Source organism: Mycobacterium sp., assembly GCF_035603715.1.
In the GTDB taxonomy this organism is placed as follows: domain Bacteria; phylum Actinomycetota; class Actinomycetes; order Mycobacteriales; family Mycobacteriaceae; genus Mycobacterium.
In genome coordinates, this window is the sequence record NZ_DATNJW010000543.1 from 1 (window position 1) to 21,186 (window position 21,186).

The 21,186-nt window shown below is 65.0% G+C and carries 16 protein-coding genes; 9 read left to right on the forward strand and 7 right to left on the reverse strand.

The features are described 5' to 3' along the window. Positions 1–114: 114 nt before the first annotated feature. Complete coding sequence (locus VN856_RS22445; RefSeq protein WP_414687024.1) at positions 115–1,338, forward strand: sulfotransferase family protein; 1,224 nt, start codon at positions 115–117, stop codon at positions 1,336–1,338. 6 nt (positions 1,339–1,344) lie between these two features. On the opposite strand, the gene VN856_RS22450 is transcribed toward VN856_RS22445, so the two are convergent. From VN856_RS22450 to VN856_RS22460, 3 genes are all read right to left on the reverse strand, one after another. Continuing rightward, positions 1,345–1,902, reverse strand: coding sequence for a peptidoglycan endopeptidase (locus VN856_RS22450; RefSeq protein WP_414687023.1), 558 nt, complete (start codon positions 1,900–1,902; stop codon positions 1,345–1,347). A 359-nt stretch (positions 1,903–2,261) separates the two neighbouring features. Beyond that, on the reverse strand, positions 2,262–4,004 hold the full coding sequence (locus VN856_RS22455; protein WP_325693135.1) for a DUF4407 domain-containing protein: 1,743 nt from the start codon (positions 4,002–4,004) through the stop codon (positions 2,262–2,264). Positions 4,005–4,225: 221 nt separating this feature from the next. Further along, the gene (locus VN856_RS22460; protein ID WP_325693139.1) at positions 4,226–5,242 is read right to left on the reverse strand and encodes a DNA topoisomerase IB; all 1,017 of its coding nucleotides are present in this window, start codon (positions 5,240–5,242) and stop codon (positions 4,226–4,228) included. Positions 5,243–5,417: 175 nt separating this feature from the next. Here VN856_RS22460 and VN856_RS22465 point away from each other — a divergent pair, with 175 nt between their 5' ends. Then, entirely contained in the window at positions 5,418–5,981 is a 564-nt protein-coding gene (locus tag VN856_RS22465; protein WP_325693142.1) for a hypothetical protein, read from the forward strand. 89 nt (positions 5,982–6,070) lie between these two features. Continuing rightward, entirely contained in the window at positions 6,071–6,499 is a 429-nt protein-coding gene (locus VN856_RS22470) for a type II toxin-antitoxin system Rv0910 family toxin (protein WP_325693145.1), read from the forward strand. A 9-nt stretch (positions 6,500–6,508) separates the two neighbouring features. Here VN856_RS22470 and VN856_RS22475 read toward each other — a convergent pair whose 3' ends face one another. Further along, complete coding sequence (locus tag VN856_RS22475; RefSeq protein ID WP_325693147.1) at positions 6,509–6,802, reverse strand: LapA family protein; 294 nt, start codon at positions 6,800–6,802, stop codon at positions 6,509–6,511. 137 nt (positions 6,803–6,939) lie between these two features. Between VN856_RS22475 and VN856_RS22480 the strand changes: the two genes are divergently transcribed. Then, a complete protein-coding gene (locus VN856_RS22480; protein WP_325693172.1) occupies positions 6,940–8,244 on the forward strand; it encodes an NAD(P)/FAD-dependent oxidoreductase in 1,305 nt (434 codons plus the stop codon). A 29-nt stretch (positions 8,245–8,273) separates the two neighbouring features. Continuing rightward, the gene (locus VN856_RS22485) at positions 8,274–9,455 is read left to right on the forward strand and encodes a glycosyltransferase (RefSeq protein ID WP_325693150.1); all 1,182 of its coding nucleotides are present in this window, start codon (positions 8,274–8,276) and stop codon (positions 9,453–9,455) included. Positions 9,456–9,462: 7 nt separating this feature from the next. Here VN856_RS22485 and VN856_RS22490 read toward each other — a convergent pair whose 3' ends face one another. Genes VN856_RS22490 through malQ form a run of 3 tightly spaced genes read right to left on the reverse strand, consistent with a single transcriptional unit; the run spans position 9,463 to position 12,983 of the window. Then, complete coding sequence (locus VN856_RS22490; protein WP_325693152.1) at positions 9,463–9,933, reverse strand: nuclear transport factor 2 family protein; 471 nt, start codon at positions 9,931–9,933, stop codon at positions 9,463–9,465. Further along, complete coding sequence (locus VN856_RS22495; protein ID WP_325693155.1) at positions 9,930–10,820, reverse strand: LLM class F420-dependent oxidoreductase; 891 nt, start codon at positions 10,818–10,820, stop codon at positions 9,930–9,932. Before VN856_RS22495 ends, VN856_RS22490 begins: the two co-directional genes overlap by 4 nt. A gap of 12 nt (positions 10,821–10,832) precedes the next feature. After that, a complete protein-coding gene (gene malQ / locus VN856_RS22500; RefSeq protein WP_325693158.1) occupies positions 10,833–12,983 on the reverse strand; it encodes a 4-alpha-glucanotransferase in 2,151 nt (716 codons plus the stop codon). Positions 12,984–13,289: 306 nt separating this feature from the next. Here malQ and eccB point away from each other — a divergent pair, with 306 nt between their 5' ends. From eccB to VN856_RS22520, 4 genes are all read left to right on the forward strand, one after another. Further along, positions 13,290–14,801 (forward strand): type VII secretion protein EccB, encoded by a 1,512-nt coding sequence (gene eccB, locus VN856_RS22505; protein WP_325693161.1) that lies wholly within the window; start codon positions 13,290–13,292, stop codon positions 14,799–14,801. Further along, positions 14,798–18,982 carry a type VII secretion protein EccCa gene (eccCa, locus tag VN856_RS22510; RefSeq protein WP_325693163.1) on the forward strand — a complete coding sequence of 1,395 codons (4,185 nt, stop codon included), beginning with the start codon at positions 14,798–14,800 and terminating at the stop codon, positions 18,980–18,982. The genes eccB and eccCa overlap by 4 nt, the downstream gene beginning before the upstream one ends. Before the next feature lie 232 nt (positions 18,983–19,214). After that, positions 19,215–19,514 (forward strand): PE family protein, encoded by a 300-nt coding sequence (locus tag VN856_RS22515; RefSeq protein ID WP_325693166.1) that lies wholly within the window; start codon positions 19,215–19,217, stop codon positions 19,512–19,514. A 14-nt stretch (positions 19,515–19,528) separates the two neighbouring features. Beyond that, positions 19,529–20,740 (forward strand): PPE family protein, encoded by a 1,212-nt coding sequence (locus VN856_RS22520; RefSeq protein WP_414687025.1) that lies wholly within the window; start codon positions 19,529–19,531, stop codon positions 20,738–20,740. The last annotated feature ends 446 nt before the right edge of the window (positions 20,741–21,186 follow it).

The window sequence follows — 21,186 nt, forward strand, 5'->3', positions numbered from 1 at the left end:
GTCGAGCGCATGACCGCGCTATCGATGCGTTTGTCGCGGGGGCGGCCAAGCTCTGTCGTCATTACGAAACTCAGAGTAACATAAGTCGCCGTGACCGAAGCCGCTGCCACACCCGTGCATCTCGATGACCTGGCCGAGCCGTGCTTCAGCCCCCAGATCGACCAGATCCGCGAGTTGATGGCCACGATGGCGCCAGACTGCCCCCTGGACGCCGATGCGCTACACGCCAAAGCCACGGCCGAGACCGGGTTGGCCGACTTCGGTCCTGACGACTACCGGGAGCGTCTGGAGGTCTACCTGGCGGCGCTGCGCGAGATCGACGGCCTGCACGGCCCCGGGATCGTCAATTTCCACGCTCAGGTGCTGCAGTCGCTGAAGAATCGACTGCTACTCAACGATCTACTCGCGCGGCATCCCGAAATCCGGGATATCGAGTTGCTGCCGCCGGTCGTCATCGCGGGACTGCCGCGCACCGGCACCACCCATTTGCACAACCTGCTGGCAGCCGGCCCGACGTTCCGCACTATCCCGTACTGGGAAAGCGTCGAGCCTTTTCCGTTGCCCGCCGAGCTGGGGCTCGAGCCTGATCCGCGCAGGGCACGCATGGATGCCGCTGTCGAGTTCATGAACGCTGCGATGCCGCACTTTCCACTCATGCACGAGATGACTACCGATCACGTCCATGAAGAGATCCAGCTGCTGGCCAATGACTTCTCCACGATGCTCTTCGAGACGCTGGGTCACGTGCCGCGCTGGCGCGACTACTACTTGGCCCACGATCAGACCTCGTCCTACGAGCACCTGCGCCTGCAGTTGAAGGCCCTGGTATTCCTTCGAGGCGGCCGTCGGTGGCTGCTGAAGTCACCGCAGCACCTTGAGCAGCTGCCGGTGCTGGATGCCGTCTTCCCAGGCGTGGTTGTGGTGTGCACCCATCGCGACCCAGTGCCGGTGGTGCTGTCGATGCTGGCGATGCTGACCTATACCGCCCGGATGCATCGTTCTCCGGTACCCGTGCACGAGATCGCCGCGTCGTGGGCGGACCGCCTGCAACACATGCTCGACGCCCTCGTGCGCGACCGCGACGTCATCCCGCCGACGCGCGCGATCGACGTGCGCTTCGACGAGTTCATGTCCGACGAACTCGGGACCGCCGAACGAATCTACGAGCTTGCCGGCGAACCACTCACGGGGCCGGCCCGCGCCGCGATCGCCGATTACCTGGAACAACACCAGCGTGGACGGCTGGGCAGCATCGCGACGTCGGCCGATATGTTCGGACTCGACGAGCGCGACCTGCCCGACCGGTTCGCCCGCTATCGCGAGCGCTTCTTGGCCTGACGGCGCCTAAGCAGCGTCTGGGGGCGCGGGCGCTACGTTCTCCGGGGCACCAGCCGGGGCGGCGTCCGGAGCCGGCGGCGGGGGCGGGGCATCGGGAGCCGGGGGCGGAGCATCGGCCGGGGCGGCGTCCGGAGCCGGCGGCGCAGGGGCCACTATGTTCACCAGGACCGGAGCCGGGGCATCGCCTGGGGCGTCGCCGTCGACCGGCAGGTACATGTGGTGGCTGAACTGAGGCTGGTAGGCCCCACCGCCGCCAATGCGCACGCCACCGCCTTCGCCGCTGGAGACGGGAGTCCCGTCGGGCAGCGTCACCGCGGTGTGGCCGCCGTTCCAGCCGATCACGAGAGCGCCGGGCGCGGTCCCGTAGTGGAAGCCGCGCGCCAACAACGCTGACTCTTCATTGCCCGTATTGAACCGTCCGCTGAACGCCGGCCGGTCGGTCGCCACATTGGAAACCAAGGAGGCCAGACCCGAGCAGTCGGTTCCGGCGGCGGAGTAACCGTGGCTGTACGGCGTGCCTGACATTTGCTCAATCAGGCCCATAAGTGTCGCTAAAACAAACATGAACGGGGACGTTACAAACAAGATCAATAGTCAACCAAAATTTGTGCGCGCCATCACTTTTGCTATCAATAGATGACATAGGTTACATGCGCTTGCTAAAAGCCCTGCTAGATAAGGGTTTCCAAGGCGTCAATTTGCCCGTGCGAAATCGTGACCCGTCCTTGACTTTTCGCTGAGCAATGTCCCAGATGCAGCAACTTTAAGCCAAAAGCCCTGTTTAGCAAAGTGTTATCTATCGCTGTGAGCGAAATCTCGGTTAAGCACCTTGCTTAGGCCCATCTACGCAGGCCAGCGACGCGGTTCGCATTGACTATTCGTCAAGTTTCATGCAGGTTGCCGGACTGCGTTCTGCGCTTTGGTTATTGAGCAGGTGGCAATTGTCGCGGGCCGTCGGGCGCACGCAGCTCAGCAGGCCGGTCAGGATCGGCCAATTCGCGCTGCGTTTCCCGGCTTCCGGAAATCACCGAATGGTCTTTCGCCCGCCCCGTCGATGGACGCTGCGCCGAAAGCGCCTGGGCCGCAGCAGCGCCCGCATCTAGGTCGCTGCCGTCGCGATCGTCGGGCGAATGGACCGAGACCGACCTGTAGGCGGATGACGCGCCAGTGTCCTCCTCCGTTTCGACAGCGATCCTGTGAGTTCTTTTGAGCGAGAACGTGATTTCCTCGAACTCCTCGATGACTTGGCGCGCGGTGCGAAGCGGATGCGTTGACGTGTCGATCGCGCGGGCTACGAAATTCGGCACCAGCGGACGGATCCAGCGAGCCGCTGCTCTGGTGACATCGGGGATCGTTGGAATCGACTGTGTGGCGGGCATATCAGGCGGTTCGACAATTGCCGGTAAATTCCTCGCCTCGCTGACCTCAGCGTTCGCCGACGCGGGAGCGGCGAGACTCGCTGCATGCGCCTCGGCGGCGATCGGCAAATAGATGTCGTCGTCCACCGGTTCCGGGTCAGGTGTTGTGACCTCGATCGCGGCGTTCACCCGATGACGTAGCTGCGCGCGGTCGATTTCCGTCTGTGCCTCGACGGCCAGCCGGGCTTGTTCGAGTTGCTGTTCGGCCCAAAGGGTTTCGGCGGCCGCACGCACCTCCGCTCGCTTTACGGCGATCGCTGTATCGGCTACCAACTCGGCGCGCTCACGTTCGGCGCGGGCCTGAGCGTGGCGGTCATGGCTCGTGTCCCCGCGCCACCGTCGCAGGATCAGTGGCAATACGCCCAGGAATATGAAGAACCCGACCGTTAGCAAGCGCAGCGCCAGTGTGCCTGCGCCGGCCGACGTCAACTGCTGCATCGCGACCCAGCGCGATCCCAAACCTCGGTCCACGTCCGCGATCGCGCTCTGACGCGCTTCGTCGAGCGCCCGCTCGCCGTGGTTGATTTGGTCCTCCAGCCCGAGAACTCGCCGGTCGCGGGCCGCGACGGCTTGGTCAAGTTCTCGCTGAGAGTCTGCGAGAAGCTCATTGGCCGTTCGGGTTTCGGGTCCGGAACCGGGTACGCCGGTGATCCGGGTCTGCGGACACGCCGGAGTCGGATGGTATTCGCAGCGGGCGACGATAAGGGCCTCGTCACGGTGTGCACGGGCCGTGTCAACGGCCTGGTCGAGCGCGACGCGTGCCTCGCGCATCTGCTGCAGGTTGGTCGATTGTTGGACAACGGCGGGCGCCGAAGCGGCGTTGCGCGCGGCCTGTTGGTGAATCACGCGATCAATCGAGCCGGATAACAGCGCGAGCGCCGCGAATTCGCCGACGACCCCACCCAAAGCCATCACCAAGACCACCGCCAGCGCCGTCGCTCCGCGTCCGCCAGCACCGCGTGTCGGCCTAGTCGCGATCGCGCGAGCCGTCGCCCCCACTAATAGGGCGAATACCAAGGTGAACGGGACCACGACCAGCGCCGACACGTGCACCGTCGGGATCACAGCGAGGGTCGTCACCAACCAGGTCAATACGACATTGACCACCACAATCACGCCCGCGGCCGCGTGGGCGGACCGCTCGTGACGTTCGTTGAGTTCAAGACGGTCGCCTCCGCCCAGCCAGGTGAGCAGGGCCGACATCGACCAGCCTGGGGTTCGTGGCTCAGCAATTTGATGCGCGCACATCGGAGTCAGGTACCTCCAGAATCTGCCGACCAGAACGGGCACGGCCGTGGATATCGAATCTTTGGGTGGGGGTGTGGTGCGGTTCACATATGCAACCGAATGCCAATACCGGATCGCACCGGTGCGACGGCTGAATTCTCTCACATCTACCCCCGCGCAGACATCTACCGCCGTCGGGTCGCGTTCGCGAGGTTGCGGCGACCAAAATTGGCGGCGACAACTCAACTGCGGCCGATACGCCTGATCATTTTCACCGTTGCCTGCTCGATGATTTCGCGCCGTGCCTCCGGCGTTCGTTTGCGCTTGGACCGGCGCAGTGCCGAAGCGATAGTGACGCCCTGTTCGTACGCCGCAACGACACGTGGATCTACGTAGGAGCCCCGAGCCACCGCAGGGGTATTGCCTAGTTGATCCGCCACCGCTCGCATCACGGCCGCTTCTTCACGACGGCGTGCCGTCTTTGATTTCGGGTCACGCGCGATGGCAAAAGCCTCGGCGGCCAGCACGGTGCCATGCCAGGTCCGTATGTCTTTGACGCTGAATTCCTCGCCGACCAGCTCTCGAAACCGGGTATTGATGTCATCGGCGTGGACTTCGGACCAACCGTCGGATGCGCGATAAATGAGTAGCCGGTCACTGGTCGTATCGGCTCGGAGCAGCGACCGGACCGCCCCAATAACCAGAGGATCGTCTAACGAAACTGTGCGACGCACACCGCTTTTGGCCGGGTAATCGAATTCGACGGTATCGCTTCGCAATCGAACGTGATCACGCAGAAGTGTAGACAGTCCGTAGCTCCCGTTCTCCTCGACGTATTCCTCGCCACCGGCCCGGAAATAGCCTTGGTCGATCAGATGCTGCGCCAAGGCCAACACGCGATCTCGTCCCAGTCCGCGTCGCCGCAAGTCGACCAGCAGATCAAGCCGCCAGCCGGGCAGCTGTTTGGCCAGGCTTACCGCCCGGTCGAACTTCTCCTCGGATCTCTCGGTCTGCCAGCGCTCGTGGTAGAGGTACTGCCGGCGGCCGGCCACGTCGGTGCCGACTGCCTGGATATGTCCATTCGGGTGTGGCGAAATCCAGACGTCTTTCCATGCCGGCGGAATGACCAGCGCCTCGATGCGCGCCAACACCTCATCGTCGTCGACGCGATCCCGGTCATTGTCTAAGTAAGAAAAGCCACGGCCGCGACGGACACGACGAATTCCCGGGCCACCGACCGTACTCTTGCGCAGCCTCATTCGAACCGATCGCTAGGGCCGGACAGATGATCGGAGAAGCATGACACTCGTCCAGCTTCGTTGAACTTTCATCCGCACAGGTTTACCCAGCGACGGCATGCGGCTAACGCCTTGCGTGCCCGACACGATGGGATCAGCCGCAGTCTCGGAACGCCACGTGAGACGGTATTTACTTATGCAGGGCTTGGAGTACGTGAGCTACGAGACGTTTGGGCGGCGATTCTTCGAAGTGGCCGTGACCGAAGAGCGCGTCGGCGCGGCGTTCGCCGCGATCGCGGGCAACAACTTCGACATGCCCCCGATGGCTCAAGGTCCGGGCAAGATCGCCAAAGTGAGCGCCAGCGTGACCATCAAGCAACCGCAGGTCACCCGCAACGTCGACGACAGCATTACTTTTGACATTCACATCCCGCTGCTCATCGACCTGCTTGTCGACATCAGAATCGACAAGCAGCGCTTCACGGTCGACGGCGACATCGGGCTGAGCGCGACCGCGCGCGCGGCTGAGCCGCTGCTGCTGATTGTCGACGTCGCCAAGCCACGCCCATCGGACATCACTGTTCACGTGTCGTCGAAAAGTATTCGTGGGGAGTTGCTGCGCGTCGTCGCCGGCGTCGACGGGGAGATCCGGCGCTTCATCGCGCAATACGTCAACGACGAAATCGATACGCCCGAATCCCAAGCGGCACAAGTCATCGACGTGGCCGAGCAACTCGATCAGACCTGGAAAGGTATCTGATCTGGGGATCCGCGGTTTATCGAGCGGGCTTCCCAGGGTATGCAGGGCCAGCATGCGGCGGTATTCACATCACGGGAGAGCGAGATCACATGGCACAGGTGGATATCTCGACCTCGTCGAAGCTTGCGCCGGAATCCGCCTGGAAGCTGGCGTCAGACCTCAGCCGGTTCGGCGACTGGATGACGATATTCGGCGGCTGGCGCGGCGAGGTCCCCGAGGAGATCGAAAAAGGCACCTGTGTCTCGTCGCTCATCAAGGTCAAGGGATTCCGCAACGTCATCCACTGGACCGTCACGCAATACGACGAGCCGAAAGCGATCGAGTTATCCGGCCGTGGACGTGGCGGGATACAAATCACGGTTGGCATGAAGGTCACCGACGATCACCCGGGATCCACCTTTCATCTGACCGCCGACCTCGGCGGTGGTCTACTCAACGGGCCGTTGGGGCGCCTGGTGGCACGAATCATCAAGTCGGACGTCCGTAAGTCTGTCTGCAACTTGGCCGAGCTGGAGTAGCCAACGCCGCTACCCGACGTCGTGATGGGTCCTGCTCCAGTCCCGTTGTACCTGGCGGACTCGCCGCCCTTCCATGGTCAACCAGGCCAGCGCAGCACCGGCGCCAAGCAAGGCGACAATCGCGGCGCCAACTCCAAGGCTGACTTGCCGGACGGCGAAACCGGCCAGGCAGATCACAAAGGCCACCACGGCCACCGCGACGAAAACCAAACCCGGCGCCTTCGCTGTGTTCTTCATCGTCTCGCCGGCGAGGGGTTGCGTCGTCCGGTGATGGTCGATGGGATCGCTCGCGTCGTCTCCCATGGGTTACTCCTCCGGTCTCACTCGACTCACAAGCGTTCAGATGAGTTACCCGGATTTGCCAGCGAGAAAACTGCTTTGCAGCTAGCGGCCCCTCAGAAGTCGGTTTGTGGTTGCCGTCAGGTGGCAACATGGACACGGTGACGTCGGTCGTGATTGTGGGCAGTGGATTTACCGGTTTCGAGTGCGCGCGGCGGCTGGCCCGCCGACTGCGCAAAACCGATGTCGACATCACGATCATCTCGCCGGTGGACTACATGCTCTACACGCCGCTGCTGCCGGACGTGGCCGGAGGAGTGGTCGACGGACGATTCGTGACGATCCCGCTCGCGGGGAGCCTCCGTGGTGTACGCAAGATTCGCGGGCGCGTCGACAGTGTCGATTTAGCGCAGCACCGCCTGGAGTTCACCGACCTCGAGCAGCGCCCCCGTTCGTTGTCGTGGGACCGGCTGGTGTTGACGCCGGGATCGGTCACCCGCTTGTTCGATATCCCCGGATTAGCCCAGTACGCAAGGGGTTTGAAGTCGACGGCGGAGGCCCTCTACCTGCGTGACCACGTGCTGGAGCAATTGGAGTTGTCCACCGTGGACGAGGATGCCGAACTCGCGCGAGCTCGGCGCACCATCGTCGTGGTGGGCGCATCGTATTCCGGGACGGAGCTCATCCTGCAAATGCGCGCACTGGCCTACGCTGCGGCCAAGCAGATGAACTTCGACCCTGCCGAAGTGAAGTTCATACTGCTGGACCTCGCCGAGCAGGTGATGCCTGAAGTCGGCGAAAAGCTGGGGGCCCGCGCGAGGAAAGTGCTGCACCGACGCGGAGTTGATGTCCGATTGGGCTTGACGCTCAACGAGGTTCACCCGGACCACGTTGTACTCAGTGACAATTCGCGGGTTGACACCCACACGGTCGCATGGGTTACCGGGGTAACCGCCGCCCCGCTGATCCAGAAGCTGGGACTGCCGACCGAGAAGGGCCGGCTGAAAGTGCAGACCGATTTCGCGGTGCCCGGCCATCCCGACGTGTTCGCGGCCGGCGATGCAGCCGCGGTGCCGGACGTGACCCAACCGGGCAAGATCACTCCACCGACCGCCCAGCACGCGATCCGACAGGGAAAAGTGTTGGGCAACAACGTGGCCGCCAGCCTCGGGCGCGGGAAGAAACGAGAGTACAAGCACCATGACATGGGTTTGGTGGTCGACCTGGGGCCGCATCAGGCGGTGGCAAACCCGCTGAAGATCCAACTGTCGGGATTCCCGGCCAAATTCGTCACCCGCGCCTACCACTTGTATGCGATACCTCGCGGGGTCAACCGATGGGCTGTTGCGCTGGCGTATCTCACCGACGCGCTGTTCGCCCGTTCGATCGTCTCGCTGGGGCTCTCGACGCAAAGCGACGCCGCGTTCTCGACCAGCGAGGGTATTCCGCTACCGAAAATTAGCTGAGCCGCTGCACGGCAAGTTAGGTTCCTCCCATGAAGATCGTCGTGGCGGCCTATGGCAGCCGTGGCGATGTCGAGCCTGCTATCGCCGTCGGCGCGGAACTGCTCCGCCGAGGTCACGAGGTACGCATGGCTGCAACGGTGTCGCCGGATATGCGGGCGTACGTCGAGACGGCGGATCTTGTTTGGGTCCCGTATGGACGGGATTGGCAGGAACTCCTCGGTGACGAGGACTTCACCCGGATGCTGCAGAACCCAGCCGGCGCAATCCCACAAGCCGTCGAATACGTTGCTCAGGTCGTGGCGGAGAAGCATTCGACTTTGGCGTCTTTGACCGATGACGCCGACCTGTTGGTGGCGGGGATGACCGAGCAGGTGCCGGCCGCCAATGTCGCTGAGTACCGCAGTATTCCGCTGGCGGCGCTGCACTTCTTTCCGTCGCAGATCTTGCAGTCCGAATCTGCCCAGGGCGGCGCGACGACGCACACTGATCGCGCCCAGCGCAAGGCGCTCGGCTTGCCCGATGAACCGCGACCGGGCGAGCGACCGCTGGAGATCCAGGCGTACGAGGAGCTTTGCCTGCCCGCGTTGGCGGCTCAATGGGCGGCTGAAGACGATCGGCGGCCGTTCGTCGGAGCGCTGACGCTCCAATTACCCACCGACACCGACGACGAGGCGCTGTCGTGGATCGCTGCTGGACCGCCGCCCGTGTATTTCGGCTTCGGCAGCACCCCAATGGCCGCGCCGGCTGACACGATCGCCGTGATCGGCGCCGCGTGTTCGCGGGCGGGCGTTAGAGCCTTGATATGCATGGGCGCGAACGACTTCGGTGGTGTCCCGAATGCAGAGAACGTCAAAGTCGTGCGTGAGGTGAGTCATGCGGCCGTATTCCCGGCCTGCTGCGCGGTAGTGCACCACGGCGGCGCCGGCACGACGGCCGCCGGCCTGCGCGCCGGAACTCCGACGTTAATCCTCTGGAACGGGCTCGATCAGCCGATGTGGGCGGCGGCCATCGAATACCTCGAAGTCGGCTTTGGAAGAGGCTTTTCGGACAGCACCCTGGATTCGCTGACCGCCGACCTGCAGCAGATCCTCTGTCCGCAATACGCCGCGCAGGCCCGCACGGTGGCGTCGAAAATGAGTACGCCCGCCGAAAGCCTATCCAGGGCAGCTGATTTACTCGAAGACGTTGCCCGCCGGGGGACCAGAGGCTGATCGGCTCTCAGCCCGAAGACGCGCCTCGCACCTGCCGCACCTGCCGGTTGTCAATGGCGTCGATCGTCAACACGCGGCTGCAAATCCGCCAGTTCGTGTCGATGCACTGATATTCGTCGTCGTAGCGCAGGTGCCATGTCACGTCGCGGAGCTGATCCCCGTGCTGGATCCAGTGATGCGCAATGCAGGCGATGCGCCCGCGGGCAGTTCCGGGCCGGGGACCGGCGTCATAGACCTCGCCGACAACGGCGTGCTGGGTTCGGATTGTGGCAGCAACGGTAGCCGCCGCGTCTCTGATGGCCGCACGGCCACGGAACTGGCGTACCGGCTCCAACGTCGCCGGCGGGTCCGGCAGTGTCAGCTCCGCGTCTTCGGTGAAAAGATCTGCGACAGCATCGAATCGACGGTCATCGACATCCGCGGCGTAACGGTGTACGAGATCGGTGAGAGCCGCCCGGTCGAGCCCGCTGAGCGTCATGTCGACAGCGAAAGCCGTTGGGCGCAGGCCGACAGCTCGTCCTTGGCCTGCTCGAGATCGGTGGTCGGCGGCATGGCCAGCACCAGTCGACCGGCGCCTTGGGCGACCAATCGCTCAGCGCGTTCGGCGTCGACTTTGGTGACCGAATGACCCAGCGACACTTCGATATCTGCCGGGTCGCGTCCGGCGGCTGCCGCCTCGTCGCGCATCAGCCCCAGCAACGTCTCCAGCTGGGAGCCGGTGACTCCCAACGGCTGAAAGCCGTCGCCGAAGCGACCGGCCCGCCGAGCCGCTGCTTTACTGTGGCCGCCGATATGCACCGGAAGATGCTTCCCGGCAACTGGTTTGGGACTGCAAACGACATTCGCGAACTCGAAGAACTCGCCGTGATGAGTGACGCCGTTGAGCTGCGGATCCCACAACGCCCGCAGCACTGCCAACTGCTCATCGGCACGTCGACCACGGCTTTCGAACTCGGTGCCGCACGCCTCGATCTCTTCTCGCAGCCAGCCCACACCGACGCACAACCGAAGCCTTCCACCCGACAACGCGTCGACGGTCGCTGCACGTTTGGCCAGCACGACTGGATGATGGTTGGGCAGCACCAGAACTCCGGTGGCCAGCCCGAGCCGATTGGTGTGGGCAGCGAGAAACGCCAGCAGGTCAAGCGGATCGGGGACTGGGCAGTCGGAAGCCAATTCCACGCGGCCCGACGGGTCGTACGGATAGACGCTGTCGTAGCGAGTCGCCAGGACGGTGTGCTCGACCGCGATGATCGATTCGAAGCCGCATGCTTCAACGTGGCGGGCGAATGCCGCCATCCACCCCGGGTCTGCGGTAACACCGGCAGCGACGGGGGCGACGACGGCGAATTTGGCGGTCTTCATGGCAAATTGAAGCTAACAGGTGGTTTCGGCCGGGCGGGCGGCCGTCTGGGCTCGCATGGCCTCGGCAAGGGCGATCGCCCGGTGATCGGTGAACACGTCTTCGAGCAGGACCGGGCGGCCATCGGGACCACTCAACGGAACCCGCCAGTTGGGGTATTCGTCGGTGGTGCCCGGTTGGTTCTGCGTGCGCTGATCGCCAACAGCGTCGGTCAGGGCAAGGCCCAGCAGCCGCGACGGCGTCCGGCCCAAATACTTGTGGAGGGCGAGCACGGTCTCCTCGACGTCGGCGTGTTTCGACAGCAGGCCGACTCGACGCAACTCCGCCAGCCACGCCGCCCGCTCGGCTTCGGCGGCCGCAAGCTCTTGCTCGACCGGCCGGGTCAACAAACCCAGCGAATCCCTTAGTCGCACATGCTCGTTGGCGAGATAGCCGGCGGTCGGCGGTAGGTCGTGGGTGGTCACCGACGACAGGCAATATTCGCGCCAGCGCTCGGCCGGCAGCGGACCGCCTCCACCATCGCGGTCCAGTTCGAACCACAGAATCGACGTGCCGAGCACGCCGCGTCCCCGTAGATAGTCGCGCACCCACGGCTCAACGGTGCCCAGGTCCTCGCCAACCACCAGCGCCAAGGCCCGATAAGCCTCTAGCGCGACGATGCCGATCATCGCCTCGTGGTCATAGCGGATATAGGTGCCCTCGGTGGGGGCTTGGCCCTTCGGAATCCACCACAACCGGAACAAGCCGATGATGTGGTCGATGCGCACCCCGCCGGCGTGCCGCAACACGCTGCGGATCAAGGCGCGGAACGGTTGATACTCCAGCTCTTCGAGTCGGTCCGGGCGCCACGGCGGTTGCGACCAGTCCTGGCCTAGCTGGTTGAACTCGTCCGGTGGCGCACCGGCGGACACCCCGAGGGCCAACGCGTCCTGCAGCGCCCAGGAATCGGCGCCGTTGGGATGTACGCCGACGGCGAGGTCGTGCATGATCCCCAGCGACATTCCCGCGGAGACCGCCCGCGACTGCGCGGCGGCGAGTTGCTCGTCGAGCTGCCATTGCAGCCACCGATGGAAATCCACCGCCGCTCGATGCCCGGCCACAAACTCTGCGACGCCGTCAGCGCCGGGATGCTGCACAGACTCGGGCCACTCGTGCCAGTCGCCGCCGTACTTCTCGGCCAGTGCGCACCAGGTGGCGAAGTCGTCGAGCGCAACGCCCTCGCGGTCGCGGTATGCCGCATACGCCAGTTCGCGGCCGGCAGTTCGTGGAACCCGGTAGACGAGTTTCAGCGCCGCCCGCTTGGCCTCCCAGGCCGCGTCGCGGTCGATGGAGTCCAGCCCGGCCACCCGATGTTGCAAATCTCGCCGCAAACGCCGCACCCGGCTGCGTTTACGCAGGTCGGCGAATTCCGGAATGGCCTCGACGCGCAGATAGAGCGGGTTGACGAAGCGGCGCGACGTCGGCAGATATGGCGACGGCTCCATCGGAGAGGTCGGCTCCGCCGCGTGCAACGGATTGACCAGCACGTAACCGGCGCCGTAAACCGACGCCGACCAGACTGCAAGGTCAACGAGATCGGTGAGGTCGCCAACACCCCAGGACTGGCGGGACCGGACGCTATATAACTGCGTGGCCAACCCCCAGGTGCGACGAGCGCCGAGGCGCTCGGGCACGCCAAGCCACGCCGGCGTCACGATCACCGCGGCGCTGGACTCGTCCTCGCCCGAGCGCAGATACACCCGGTGATAGCCCAGCGGCAGGTCGTCGGGCAGCACGAAGCTCGCTTCGCCGATCCGGCGGCCGTCCAGGTCGAACGGTGGGGTGAAATTGTCGACCTGCCGTATCCCGGTGCGAACAGTCCCGCCTTCGAGCGCCACCCACACCTCGGCCGGCTGACCGTGGGTTACGTGCACCCAGAACGTGGTCTGCTTACCGGCCTGGCTCAGGATGGTCGGCGGCAGAGCGCGCGACCAGTGCGCGCGTTCGTGCGCAGTCCGCGCCGCGTTGCGTTCCGCCTCGTCAGCGGCGGGGATGCCGAGCGCTGCCAGCACTGCAATCAGGGTGCTTTCCGGGACGCCAACTCGGCGACCGCTCCAATCGTCGTACTCAGTGGCGATCCCGAATCGAGCCGCAAGTTCGACCAACGACGGCGCCAATCGGCTCATACCGACATCTTGCTTGTTGAGATGTCCCGGATGCGACCCGAGTGTTCACCTCGGCGTCGTTTGTTCTGTGAGCTGGGTTTGCTCCGGGCCGTACGATGCGCAGCGACGATTTCTTCTAATTCTTCCCACCTAATCAATGGCAGGTGACTGGCACTGTGGCGCAAACCACTACCGGCGTGTACGCAAATAGCGGCCGCGTCCAAACATTCGCCTGGCGAGGTCGCCTGGGGTGCCCTACCGTTATCCGTGTGAATCGTGGGACTACACAGCATTCAGGTGCTCGATCGGCTGGGAGTATGAGCAAATATGGCCGGTGACCAGCAGCGGGGTTCGGGCTACGGCCTCGGACTGTCTACCCGGACCCAGGTAACCGGTTACCAGTTCCTGGCCCGTCGTACCGCTATGGCGTTGACTCGCTGGCGGGTGCGGATGGAAATCGAACCCGGCCGGCGCCAGACGCTGGCCGTGGTGGCGTCGATATCGGCCGCCCTGGTGATCTGCCTGGGCGCCTTGCTGTACTCCTTCATCAGCCCCTCTGGGCAGCTGAACGACACACCGATCATCGCCGACCGTGATTCGGGCGCTCTGTATGTCCGAGTCGGCGACAAGCTGTATCCCGCGCTGAACCTGGCATCCGCGCGGCTGATCGCCGGGCGCGCGGACAACCCGCACAAGGTGCGGGGGAGCCAGATCGCCGAGCAGCCGCACGGCCCGCTGGTCGGCATCCCCGGCGCACCGTCCGAGTTCACCCCGACCACCCCGGCGACGTCGTCGTGGCTGGTGTGCGACTCGGTGACACCGATGGCCGGCATCGCTGCGCCGCCGGTGACGGTCACCGTCATCGACGGCACGCCCGACCTGTCGAACCGTCGCCACGTGCTGAATGGGTCCGAGGCCGTGGTGCTCAGGTACGAGAAGGACACCTACGTGGTGCGGCAGGGGCGCAGGTCGCGCATCGACTCGGCCAACCGCGCGGTGTTGCTGCCGCTGGGCTTGACCCCGGAGCACGTCAGCCAGGCGCACCCGATGAGCCGTGCGCTGTACGACTCGCTGCCCGTCGGCCCCGAGTTGACCGTGCCCAGAGTCCCGGGCGCCGGCCAACCCGCAGCGTTCACCAATGCACCCGGGCCGATCGGAACCGTGATCGTGACACCGCAAATCAGTGGGCCGCAACAGTATTCAGTGGTGCTGGCCGACGGGGTGCAGACGGTCAATTCGCTGGTCGCGCAGATCCTGCAGAACGCCGGCACCCCGGCAGGCAACTCGCCGGTGGTCGTGGCCCCCGCGTCGCTGGCGAGGATGCCGGTCGTCAACGGGCTGGACCTGTCGGCCTACCCGGACGCCCCGCTCAATCCGATCGACCTGAAAGAGAATCCCGCGACGTGCTGGTGGTGGCAGAAGACCGCCGGTGAGGAGCGCGCTCGTATCCAGGTGATCTCCGGGCCGACGATTCCGGTACCCAGCGGCTCGACCGACAAGGTCGTGTCGCTGGTCAAGGCGGACTCTTCCGGCCGCGAAGCAGATCACGTCTTCTTCGGACCGGAGTACGGCAACTGGGTCGTGGTCACTGGCAACGACCCGGGTTCGAGCACGTCCGAATCCCTGTGGTGGCTCACGAGTTCCGGTGCGCGCTTCGGCGTGGAGAACACTCGTGATTCCCGCTCCGCACTGGGGCTGACGGCCAAGCCGTCGCCGGCGCCATGGGTCGCATTGCGACTGCTGGCACCCGGTCCCGCACTATCTCGCGCCGATGCGTTGGTGCGTCACGACACCCTTCCAACCGATATGAACCCCGCAGAGTTAGTGGTACCCAAGTGAAGCAAGGTTTCGCACGCCCAACGCCCGAACGCGCGCCTGCCGTCAGGCCGGAGAACATCGTCCTTCCGACACCGCTGAGTGTCCCGCCGCCCGAAGGTAAGCCGTGGTGGCTGATCGTGGTCGGCGTCCTGGTGGTCGGCTTGCTGGTCGGCATGGTCGGTATGACCGTCGCCAACGGCTCGCGGATGTTCCTGGGTGCCGGTTCGATCTTCCCGATCTTCATGATCGGCGGCGTCGCCATGATGATGTTCGGTGGCCGTTTCGGTGGCCAGCAGCAGATGAGCCGGCCGAAGCTGGACGCGATGCGCGCCCAGTTCATGCTGATGCTGGACATGCTGCGGGAGACCGCGAACGAGTCGGCCGACAGCATGGACGCCAACTACCGCTGGTTCCACCCGGCGCCGACGACGCTGGCCGCCGCGGTGGGCTCACCCCGCATGTGGGAGCGCAAACCGGACGGCAAGGACCTCAACTTCGGCGTCGCCCGCATCGGGGTGGGCATGACCCGTCCCGAGGTGACCTGGGGCGAGCCGCAGAACATGCCGACGGACATCGAACTCGAGCCGGTCACGGGTAAGGCACTGCAGGAATTCGGTCGCTACCAGAGCGTCATCTACAACCTGCCGAAGATGGTGTCGCTGCTGGTTGAGCCGTGGTACGCCCTGGTCGGTAACCGCGAGCAGACGCTGGGCGCCATGCGCGCGCTCATCCTCCAGTTGGCCTTCTCACACGGGCCTGACCACCTGCAGATGATCGTGGTCACGTCCGACATGAGCAAGTGGGACTGGGTCAAGTGGCTGCCGCACTTCGGCGATCCACGCCGCCGCGACGCAGCCGGCAATATCCGGATGGTGTACGGATCGGTCCGTGAGTTCGCCGCCGACCAGGCCGAATTGTTCGCTGGGCGTGGGTCTTTCACGCCGCGGCACGCAAGCTCGTCGGCGGAGACACCGACCCCGCACCACGTGATCATCGCCGATGTCGACGACCCGCAGTGGGAGTACGTCATCAGCGTCGACGGTGTGGACGGCGTGACGTTCTTCGATCTGACCGGTTCCGCGCTGTGGACCGGTAATCCGGAGCGGGTGCTGAAGTTCACCAATGACATCGGTGTGATCGAGGCACTGCCCCGTGACCGCGACACCTGGATGGTGATCGACGACAACAAGTGGTTCTTTGCCCTCGCCGACCACGTGACCGAGTCCGAGGCCGAGCAGTTCGCGCAGCGGGTGGCCCGTTGGCGACTGGCCGAGGCGTACGAGGAGATCGGTCAGCGCGTCGCGCAGATCGGCGCCCGAGACATCTTGTCCTACTACGGGATCGAGGACCCGTCCGAGATCGACTTCGACGCGTTGTGGAGCAGTCGGCGCGACGCCCTGACGAGCCGCTCGCGGCTGCGGATCCCGTTCGGTAACCGATCGGACAACGGCGAGCTGCTGTTCCTGGACATGAAGTCCCTCGATGAGGGCGGCGACGGTCCGCACGGCGTCATGTCGGGAACCACCGGTTCCGGTAAGTCGACGCTGGTGCGTACCGTTCTCGAATCGTTGATGCTGGCGCATCCGCCAGACGAGCTGCAGTTCGTGCTGGCTGACCTCAAGGGTGGGTCCGCTGTCAAGCCGTTCGGCGGCGTTCCGCACGTGTCGCGCATCATCACCGACCTCGAAGAGGACCAGGCGCTGATGGAGCGCTTCCTGGACTCACTGTGGGGCGAGATCGCGCGACGCAAGGCGGTCTGCGACAACGCCGGTGTCGATGACGCCAAGGAATACAACGAGATGCGCTCCAGAATGCGGGCACGCGGCCAGGACATCCCGCCGCTGCCGATGCTGGTGGTCGTGATCGACGAGTTCTACGAGTGGTTCCGGATCATGCCGACAGCTGTCGACGTTCTGGACTCCATCGGCCGTCAGGGTCGTGCCTACTGGATCCACCTGATGATGGCCTCGCAGACGATCGAGAGCCGGGCCGAAAAGCTCATGGAGAACATGGGTTACCGGTTGGTGCTGAAGGCGCGTACCGCCGGTGCGGCGCAGGCCGCGGGTGTTCCCAACGCCGTTAACCTGCCCGCGCAGGCCGGTCTCGGGTACTTCCGCAAGAGCCTCGACGAGATTGTCCGCTTCCAGGCCGAATTCTTGTGGCGCGACTATCGTCGCGGTGTTTCGCTCGACGACGATGGGCCGGCCATGCTGACCCATTCCGTCGATTACATTCGGCCGCAACTGTTTACCACGGGCTTCACACCCATCGAGGTCAGTGTCACGGGACCGGATGACTTCGACGCGCTGACCAACGGCGACAGCGTCAACGGCGAGGCCTTCGGCGGTAACGGAGCCGGCGCACCCGAGGAAGAAGAGGAAGAGGAAGCGATCAGGACGCCGAAGGTCGGCACCGTGATCATCGATCAGCTCCGCCGGATCGACTTCCAGCCTTATCGGTTGTGGCAGCCGCCGCTGGACCGGCCGATTCCGATCGAGGAGCTGGTCAACCGCTTCCTCGACCGGCCTTGGCAGGAGCAGTACGGCACGTCGCTGGACCTGGTGTTCCCGGTCGGGGTCGTCGACCGGCCGTTCAAGCACGACCAGCCGCCGTGGACGGTGGACACCTCCGGGCCTGGTTCCAACGTCCTGATCCTGGGCGCTGGTGGGTCGGGTAAGACCACCGCGTTGCAGACGCTGATCACCTCGGCTGCGCTGACCCATACGCCCGAGCAGGTGCAGTTCTATGTGCTGGCCTACAGCAGCACCGCGCTGACGACCGTGGCCGCGTTGCCGCACGTCGGCGAGGTCGTCGGTCCGACCGATCCGTATGGCGTACGCCGCACGGTGGCGGAATTGCTTGCGCTGCTCCGTGAGCGCAAGCACACCTTCCTCGAGTACGACGTTCCGTCGATGGAGGTCTTCCGGCGGCGCAAGTTCCTCGGTGAGGCGGGCCGCGTGCCCAACGACGGTTTCGGCGACATCTTCCTGGTGATCGACAACTACCGGGCGCTCGCCGAAGAGAACGAGGTGCTCATCGAGCAGGTCAACCAGATCATCAACCAGGGGCCGTCATTCGGTATCCACGTGGTGGCCACGGCCGACCGCGAATCCGAGCTGCGGCCGCCGGTGCGAAGCGGGTTCGGATCCCGGATCGAGCTGCGTCTGGCTGCGGTCGAGGACGCCAAGCTGGTGCGCTCGCGGTTCGCCAAGGATGTTCCGGTCAAGCCGGGTCGCGGCATGGTCGCGGTGAACTACGTTCGGCTCGACAGCGATCCGCAATCGGGTCTGCACACGCTGGTCGCCCGGCCGGCACTGAGCGACACACCGGACAACGTGTTCGCGTCCGACAGTGTTGCGGCAGCGGTCAGTCAGGTGGCAGTCGGCCACGCACCGCCGGTGCGGCGGCTTCCCGCGAAGTTCGGCCTGGACCAGGTCCGGACGCTGGCGCAGGCAGATCGGCGCCAGAATGTCGGCGCCGGTGGAATCGCTTGGGCCATTAACGAATTGGACCTGCAGCCGGTCTACCTCAACTTCGCCGAGAACGCTCACCTGATGGTGACGGGTCGACGCGAGTGTGGCCGGACCACGACGCTGGCAACCATCATGGCCGAGATCGGGCGGGTGTATGAGCCGGGAGCCAGCATCGCTGCACCGACTTCGCGTCCGTCGGCACAGGTGTGGCTGGTCGACCCTCGTCGTCAACTGCTGACCACGCTGGGCACGGACTACGTCGAGAAGTTCGCCTACAACCTCGACGGCGTCGCAGCGATGATGAACGAGCTGGGTGACGTACTCGCCCGCCGTGAGCCACCGCCGGGCCTGTCGGCCGAAGAGCTGCTGTCCCGTGCCTGGTGGAGCGGGCCGGAGATCTTCCTGATCATCGACGACGTTCAGCAACTGCCGCCGGGCTTCGATTCGCCGCTGCAGAAGGCCGCGCCGTGGGTGACCAGGGCTGCCGATGTCGGCTTGCACGTGATCGTCACCCGTACCTTCGGTGGATGGTCGTCCGCGGGAAGCGACCCGATGCTGCGCGCGCTGGCCCAGGCCAACGCACCGTTGCTGGTCATGGACGCCGACCCGGACGAGGGCTTCATCCGGGGCAAGATGAAGGGTGGGCCGCTGCCCCGCGGTCGTGGCCTGCTGATGGCCGAGGACACCGGGGTGTTCGTCCAGGTTGCCGCCACGGAACTGCGTCGATAGCCGGATCTCTCAAAGGTCCCCTGCTCGCAAGAGCGGGGGATCTTTGCGTTTGGCGGGACTGATACCCGCAAGCGCTCCGCTGGCGGCGCGCTCGGTTTCGAGCGCTCGGCTAGTTGCGCGCTCGTCGGACCCTTCATAGCGGACGCATAGCTTCGGCATGTCAACGGCCCATCTTTCCTAGTTAACGTCTCTAACTAGTGACAGGTGAGGCCAGTTGGGAAGGGAGTGCCAGATGTCGTTTGTGAGCACGCGGCCAACCGAATTGACGGCGGCTGCGGAGAATCTGCAGGGCATCGGTTCGAGCCTGACGGCGCAGAACGCGGCCGCGGCAGCTCCGACCACCGGCGTGTTACCCGCTGCGGCCGACGAAGTGTCGGCGCTAACGGCTGTCCAATTCGCGACCCACGGCCAGATGTATCAGGCCATCAGCGCTCAGGCGGCGGCGATCCACGACATGTTCGTCAACACACTCGGCACCAGCGCCGGCTCCTACGCGGCCACCGAGGCCGCCAACGCAATCGCGGCCAGCTGAGGCGGACTCACATGCTGGATTTTGGTGCCTTACCGCCGGAGATCAACTCCGGACGGATGTACGCCGGTCCCGGGCCGTCCTCGATGCTGGCGGCCGCGGCAGCCTGGCAGTCGCTGGCTGAGGAGCTGACCTCGGCAGCGTCCGGGTACGGCTCGGTCGTCTCAACCCTCACCAGCGGGTCATGGACCGGCCCCAGTTCGATCTCGATGGCCGCAGCCGCCACCCCGTACGTCACGTGGCTGAGCGCCACCGGCGATCAGGCACAGCTGGCCGCCACGCAAGCCTCCGCGGCGGCCAACGCCTACGAAAGTGCCTTCGCCGCAACGGTTCCGCCGCCGATCATCGAGGCCAATCGAAGCCTGCTAGCGGCGCTCGTCGCGACGAATGTCCTCGGCCAGAACACCCCGGCGATCGCGGCAACCGAGGCGCTCTACGCCGAGATGTGGGCCCAGGATGCCACCGCGATGTATGGCTACGCCGGCGCCTCGGCAGCGGCGGCACAAGTCACCCCGTTCACTGCGGCGCCGCAGACCACCAACTCGAGCGGCCTGGTGAGCCAGTCCGTCGCCGCAGCCCAGTCCGCCGGCATGGCCGGGGGAACCGATCTCGATACGATCATGTCGTCTGGCCCGCAAGTCATTTCGGGAATGCCTCAAGCCCTGCAGAGCCTGGCGTCGCCGCAAGCCCTGACCGGCGTTGCGGCCACGGCGACCGATTCGTCGACGTCCTCGACATCGGCGACGTCGATCATGAACGAACTCAGCACACCGCTGAAGCTGGCATCGATGCCGATGAGCATGCTGTCCAAGCTGTTCACCGCGGGCAGTACGGCGACCGCCGCCAAAGCCGCGACGACGGCCGCCAACGAGCTGGGCGCCGCGAACGCGATCGGACTCACATCGAGTACCGGCGCCTTGGGCTCGGCCGGCATCGGCGCCGTCGGCTCGGGGGCTCCGGCACTCTCCGCGGGTATGGGCCACGCCACCTCGGTCGGCGCGCTGACGGTGCCATCTGCCTGGACCGGTGCGGCGCCGCCGATCACCGCCGCCGGAACGGCGATGCACGTCGCCGGCACCCCGGCCATCTCGGCGACGCCGGCAGGTACGCAATCGGCCATGCCGCCGATGATGCCGATCGCCAACATGGGCGGACGCGGGGGCGCGGAGGCACCGACGCGATTCGAGCTTCGTTCGACCGTGATTCCCTTCACGCCGGCCGCCGGATAGCTGCCCGCAGTGCGGCCACCGGGTGGCGCATAACCGAACGTCAACTGAACAACAGTTGATCGCGGATGAACACTGCTTGATGAGTTATGAATAGTCGGCATCGTCGTCGCGGATCGCGCGCGAGGCCATCTAATGTCTCAGCCAGCGACTGTTCAGTGATGGGCATCGGCGCTCAATGTTGTTGATGCTGCGGGTTACCGAGGAAAGAAAGCGCATTTCGTCTGTGGCCACATACCGCGTTCCGCACATCGATATCGATCCGGCGGTTATCCACCAGGACCCGCCGATTGCTGACCAGTTCATGACAGCGCCCCACGCCGCCGCTTGCATGCGGTGGGTGGCGGGGCAGACGCAAACTTGGCTCGCTGACGGAGGAATCTAGTGCTTGATTTCGGGCTGTTGCCGCCGGAGGTCAATTCAGGTCGGATGTATTCGGGTCCTGGACC

What these genes read in the sequence shown, in the direction of transcription:
- VN856_RS22450 (WP_414687023.1), bottom strand. Translation starts at nt 1,902, where the DNA reads ATGTTTGTTTTAGCGACACTTATGGGCCTGATTGAGCAAATGTCAGGC.
- VN856_RS22455 (WP_325693135.1), bottom strand. Translation starts at nt 4,004, where the DNA reads ATGTGCGCGCATCAAATTGCTGAGCCACGAACCCCAGGCTGGTCGATG.
- VN856_RS22460 (WP_325693139.1), bottom strand. Translation starts at nt 5,242, where the DNA reads ATGAGGCTGCGCAAGAGTACGGTCGGTGGCCCGGGAATTCGTCGTGTC.
- VN856_RS22465 (WP_325693142.1), top strand. Translation starts at nt 5,418, where the DNA reads ATGCAGGGCTTGGAGTACGTGAGCTACGAGACGTTTGGGCGGCGATTC.
- VN856_RS22470 (WP_325693145.1), top strand. Translation starts at nt 6,071, where the DNA reads ATGGCACAGGTGGATATCTCGACCTCGTCGAAGCTTGCGCCGGAATCC.
- VN856_RS22475 (WP_325693147.1), bottom strand. Translation starts at nt 6,802, where the DNA reads ATGGGAGACGACGCGAGCGATCCCATCGACCATCACCGGACGACGCAA.
- VN856_RS22485 (WP_325693150.1), top strand. Translation starts at nt 8,274, where the DNA reads ATGAAGATCGTCGTGGCGGCCTATGGCAGCCGTGGCGATGTCGAGCCT.
- VN856_RS22490 (WP_325693152.1), bottom strand. Translation starts at nt 9,933, where the DNA reads ATGACGCTCAGCGGGCTCGACCGGGCGGCTCTCACCGATCTCGTACAC.
- VN856_RS22495 (WP_325693155.1), bottom strand. Translation starts at nt 10,820, where the DNA reads ATGAAGACCGCCAAATTCGCCGTCGTCGCCCCCGTCGCTGCCGGTGTT.
- malQ (WP_325693158.1), bottom strand. Translation starts at nt 12,983, where the DNA reads ATGAGCCGATTGGCGCCGTCGTTGGTCGAACTTGCGGCTCGATTCGGG.
- eccB (WP_325693161.1), top strand. Translation starts at nt 13,290, where the DNA reads ATGGCCGGTGACCAGCAGCGGGGTTCGGGCTACGGCCTCGGACTGTCT.
- VN856_RS22515 (WP_325693166.1), top strand. Translation starts at nt 19,215, where the DNA reads ATGTCGTTTGTGAGCACGCGGCCAACCGAATTGACGGCGGCTGCGGAG.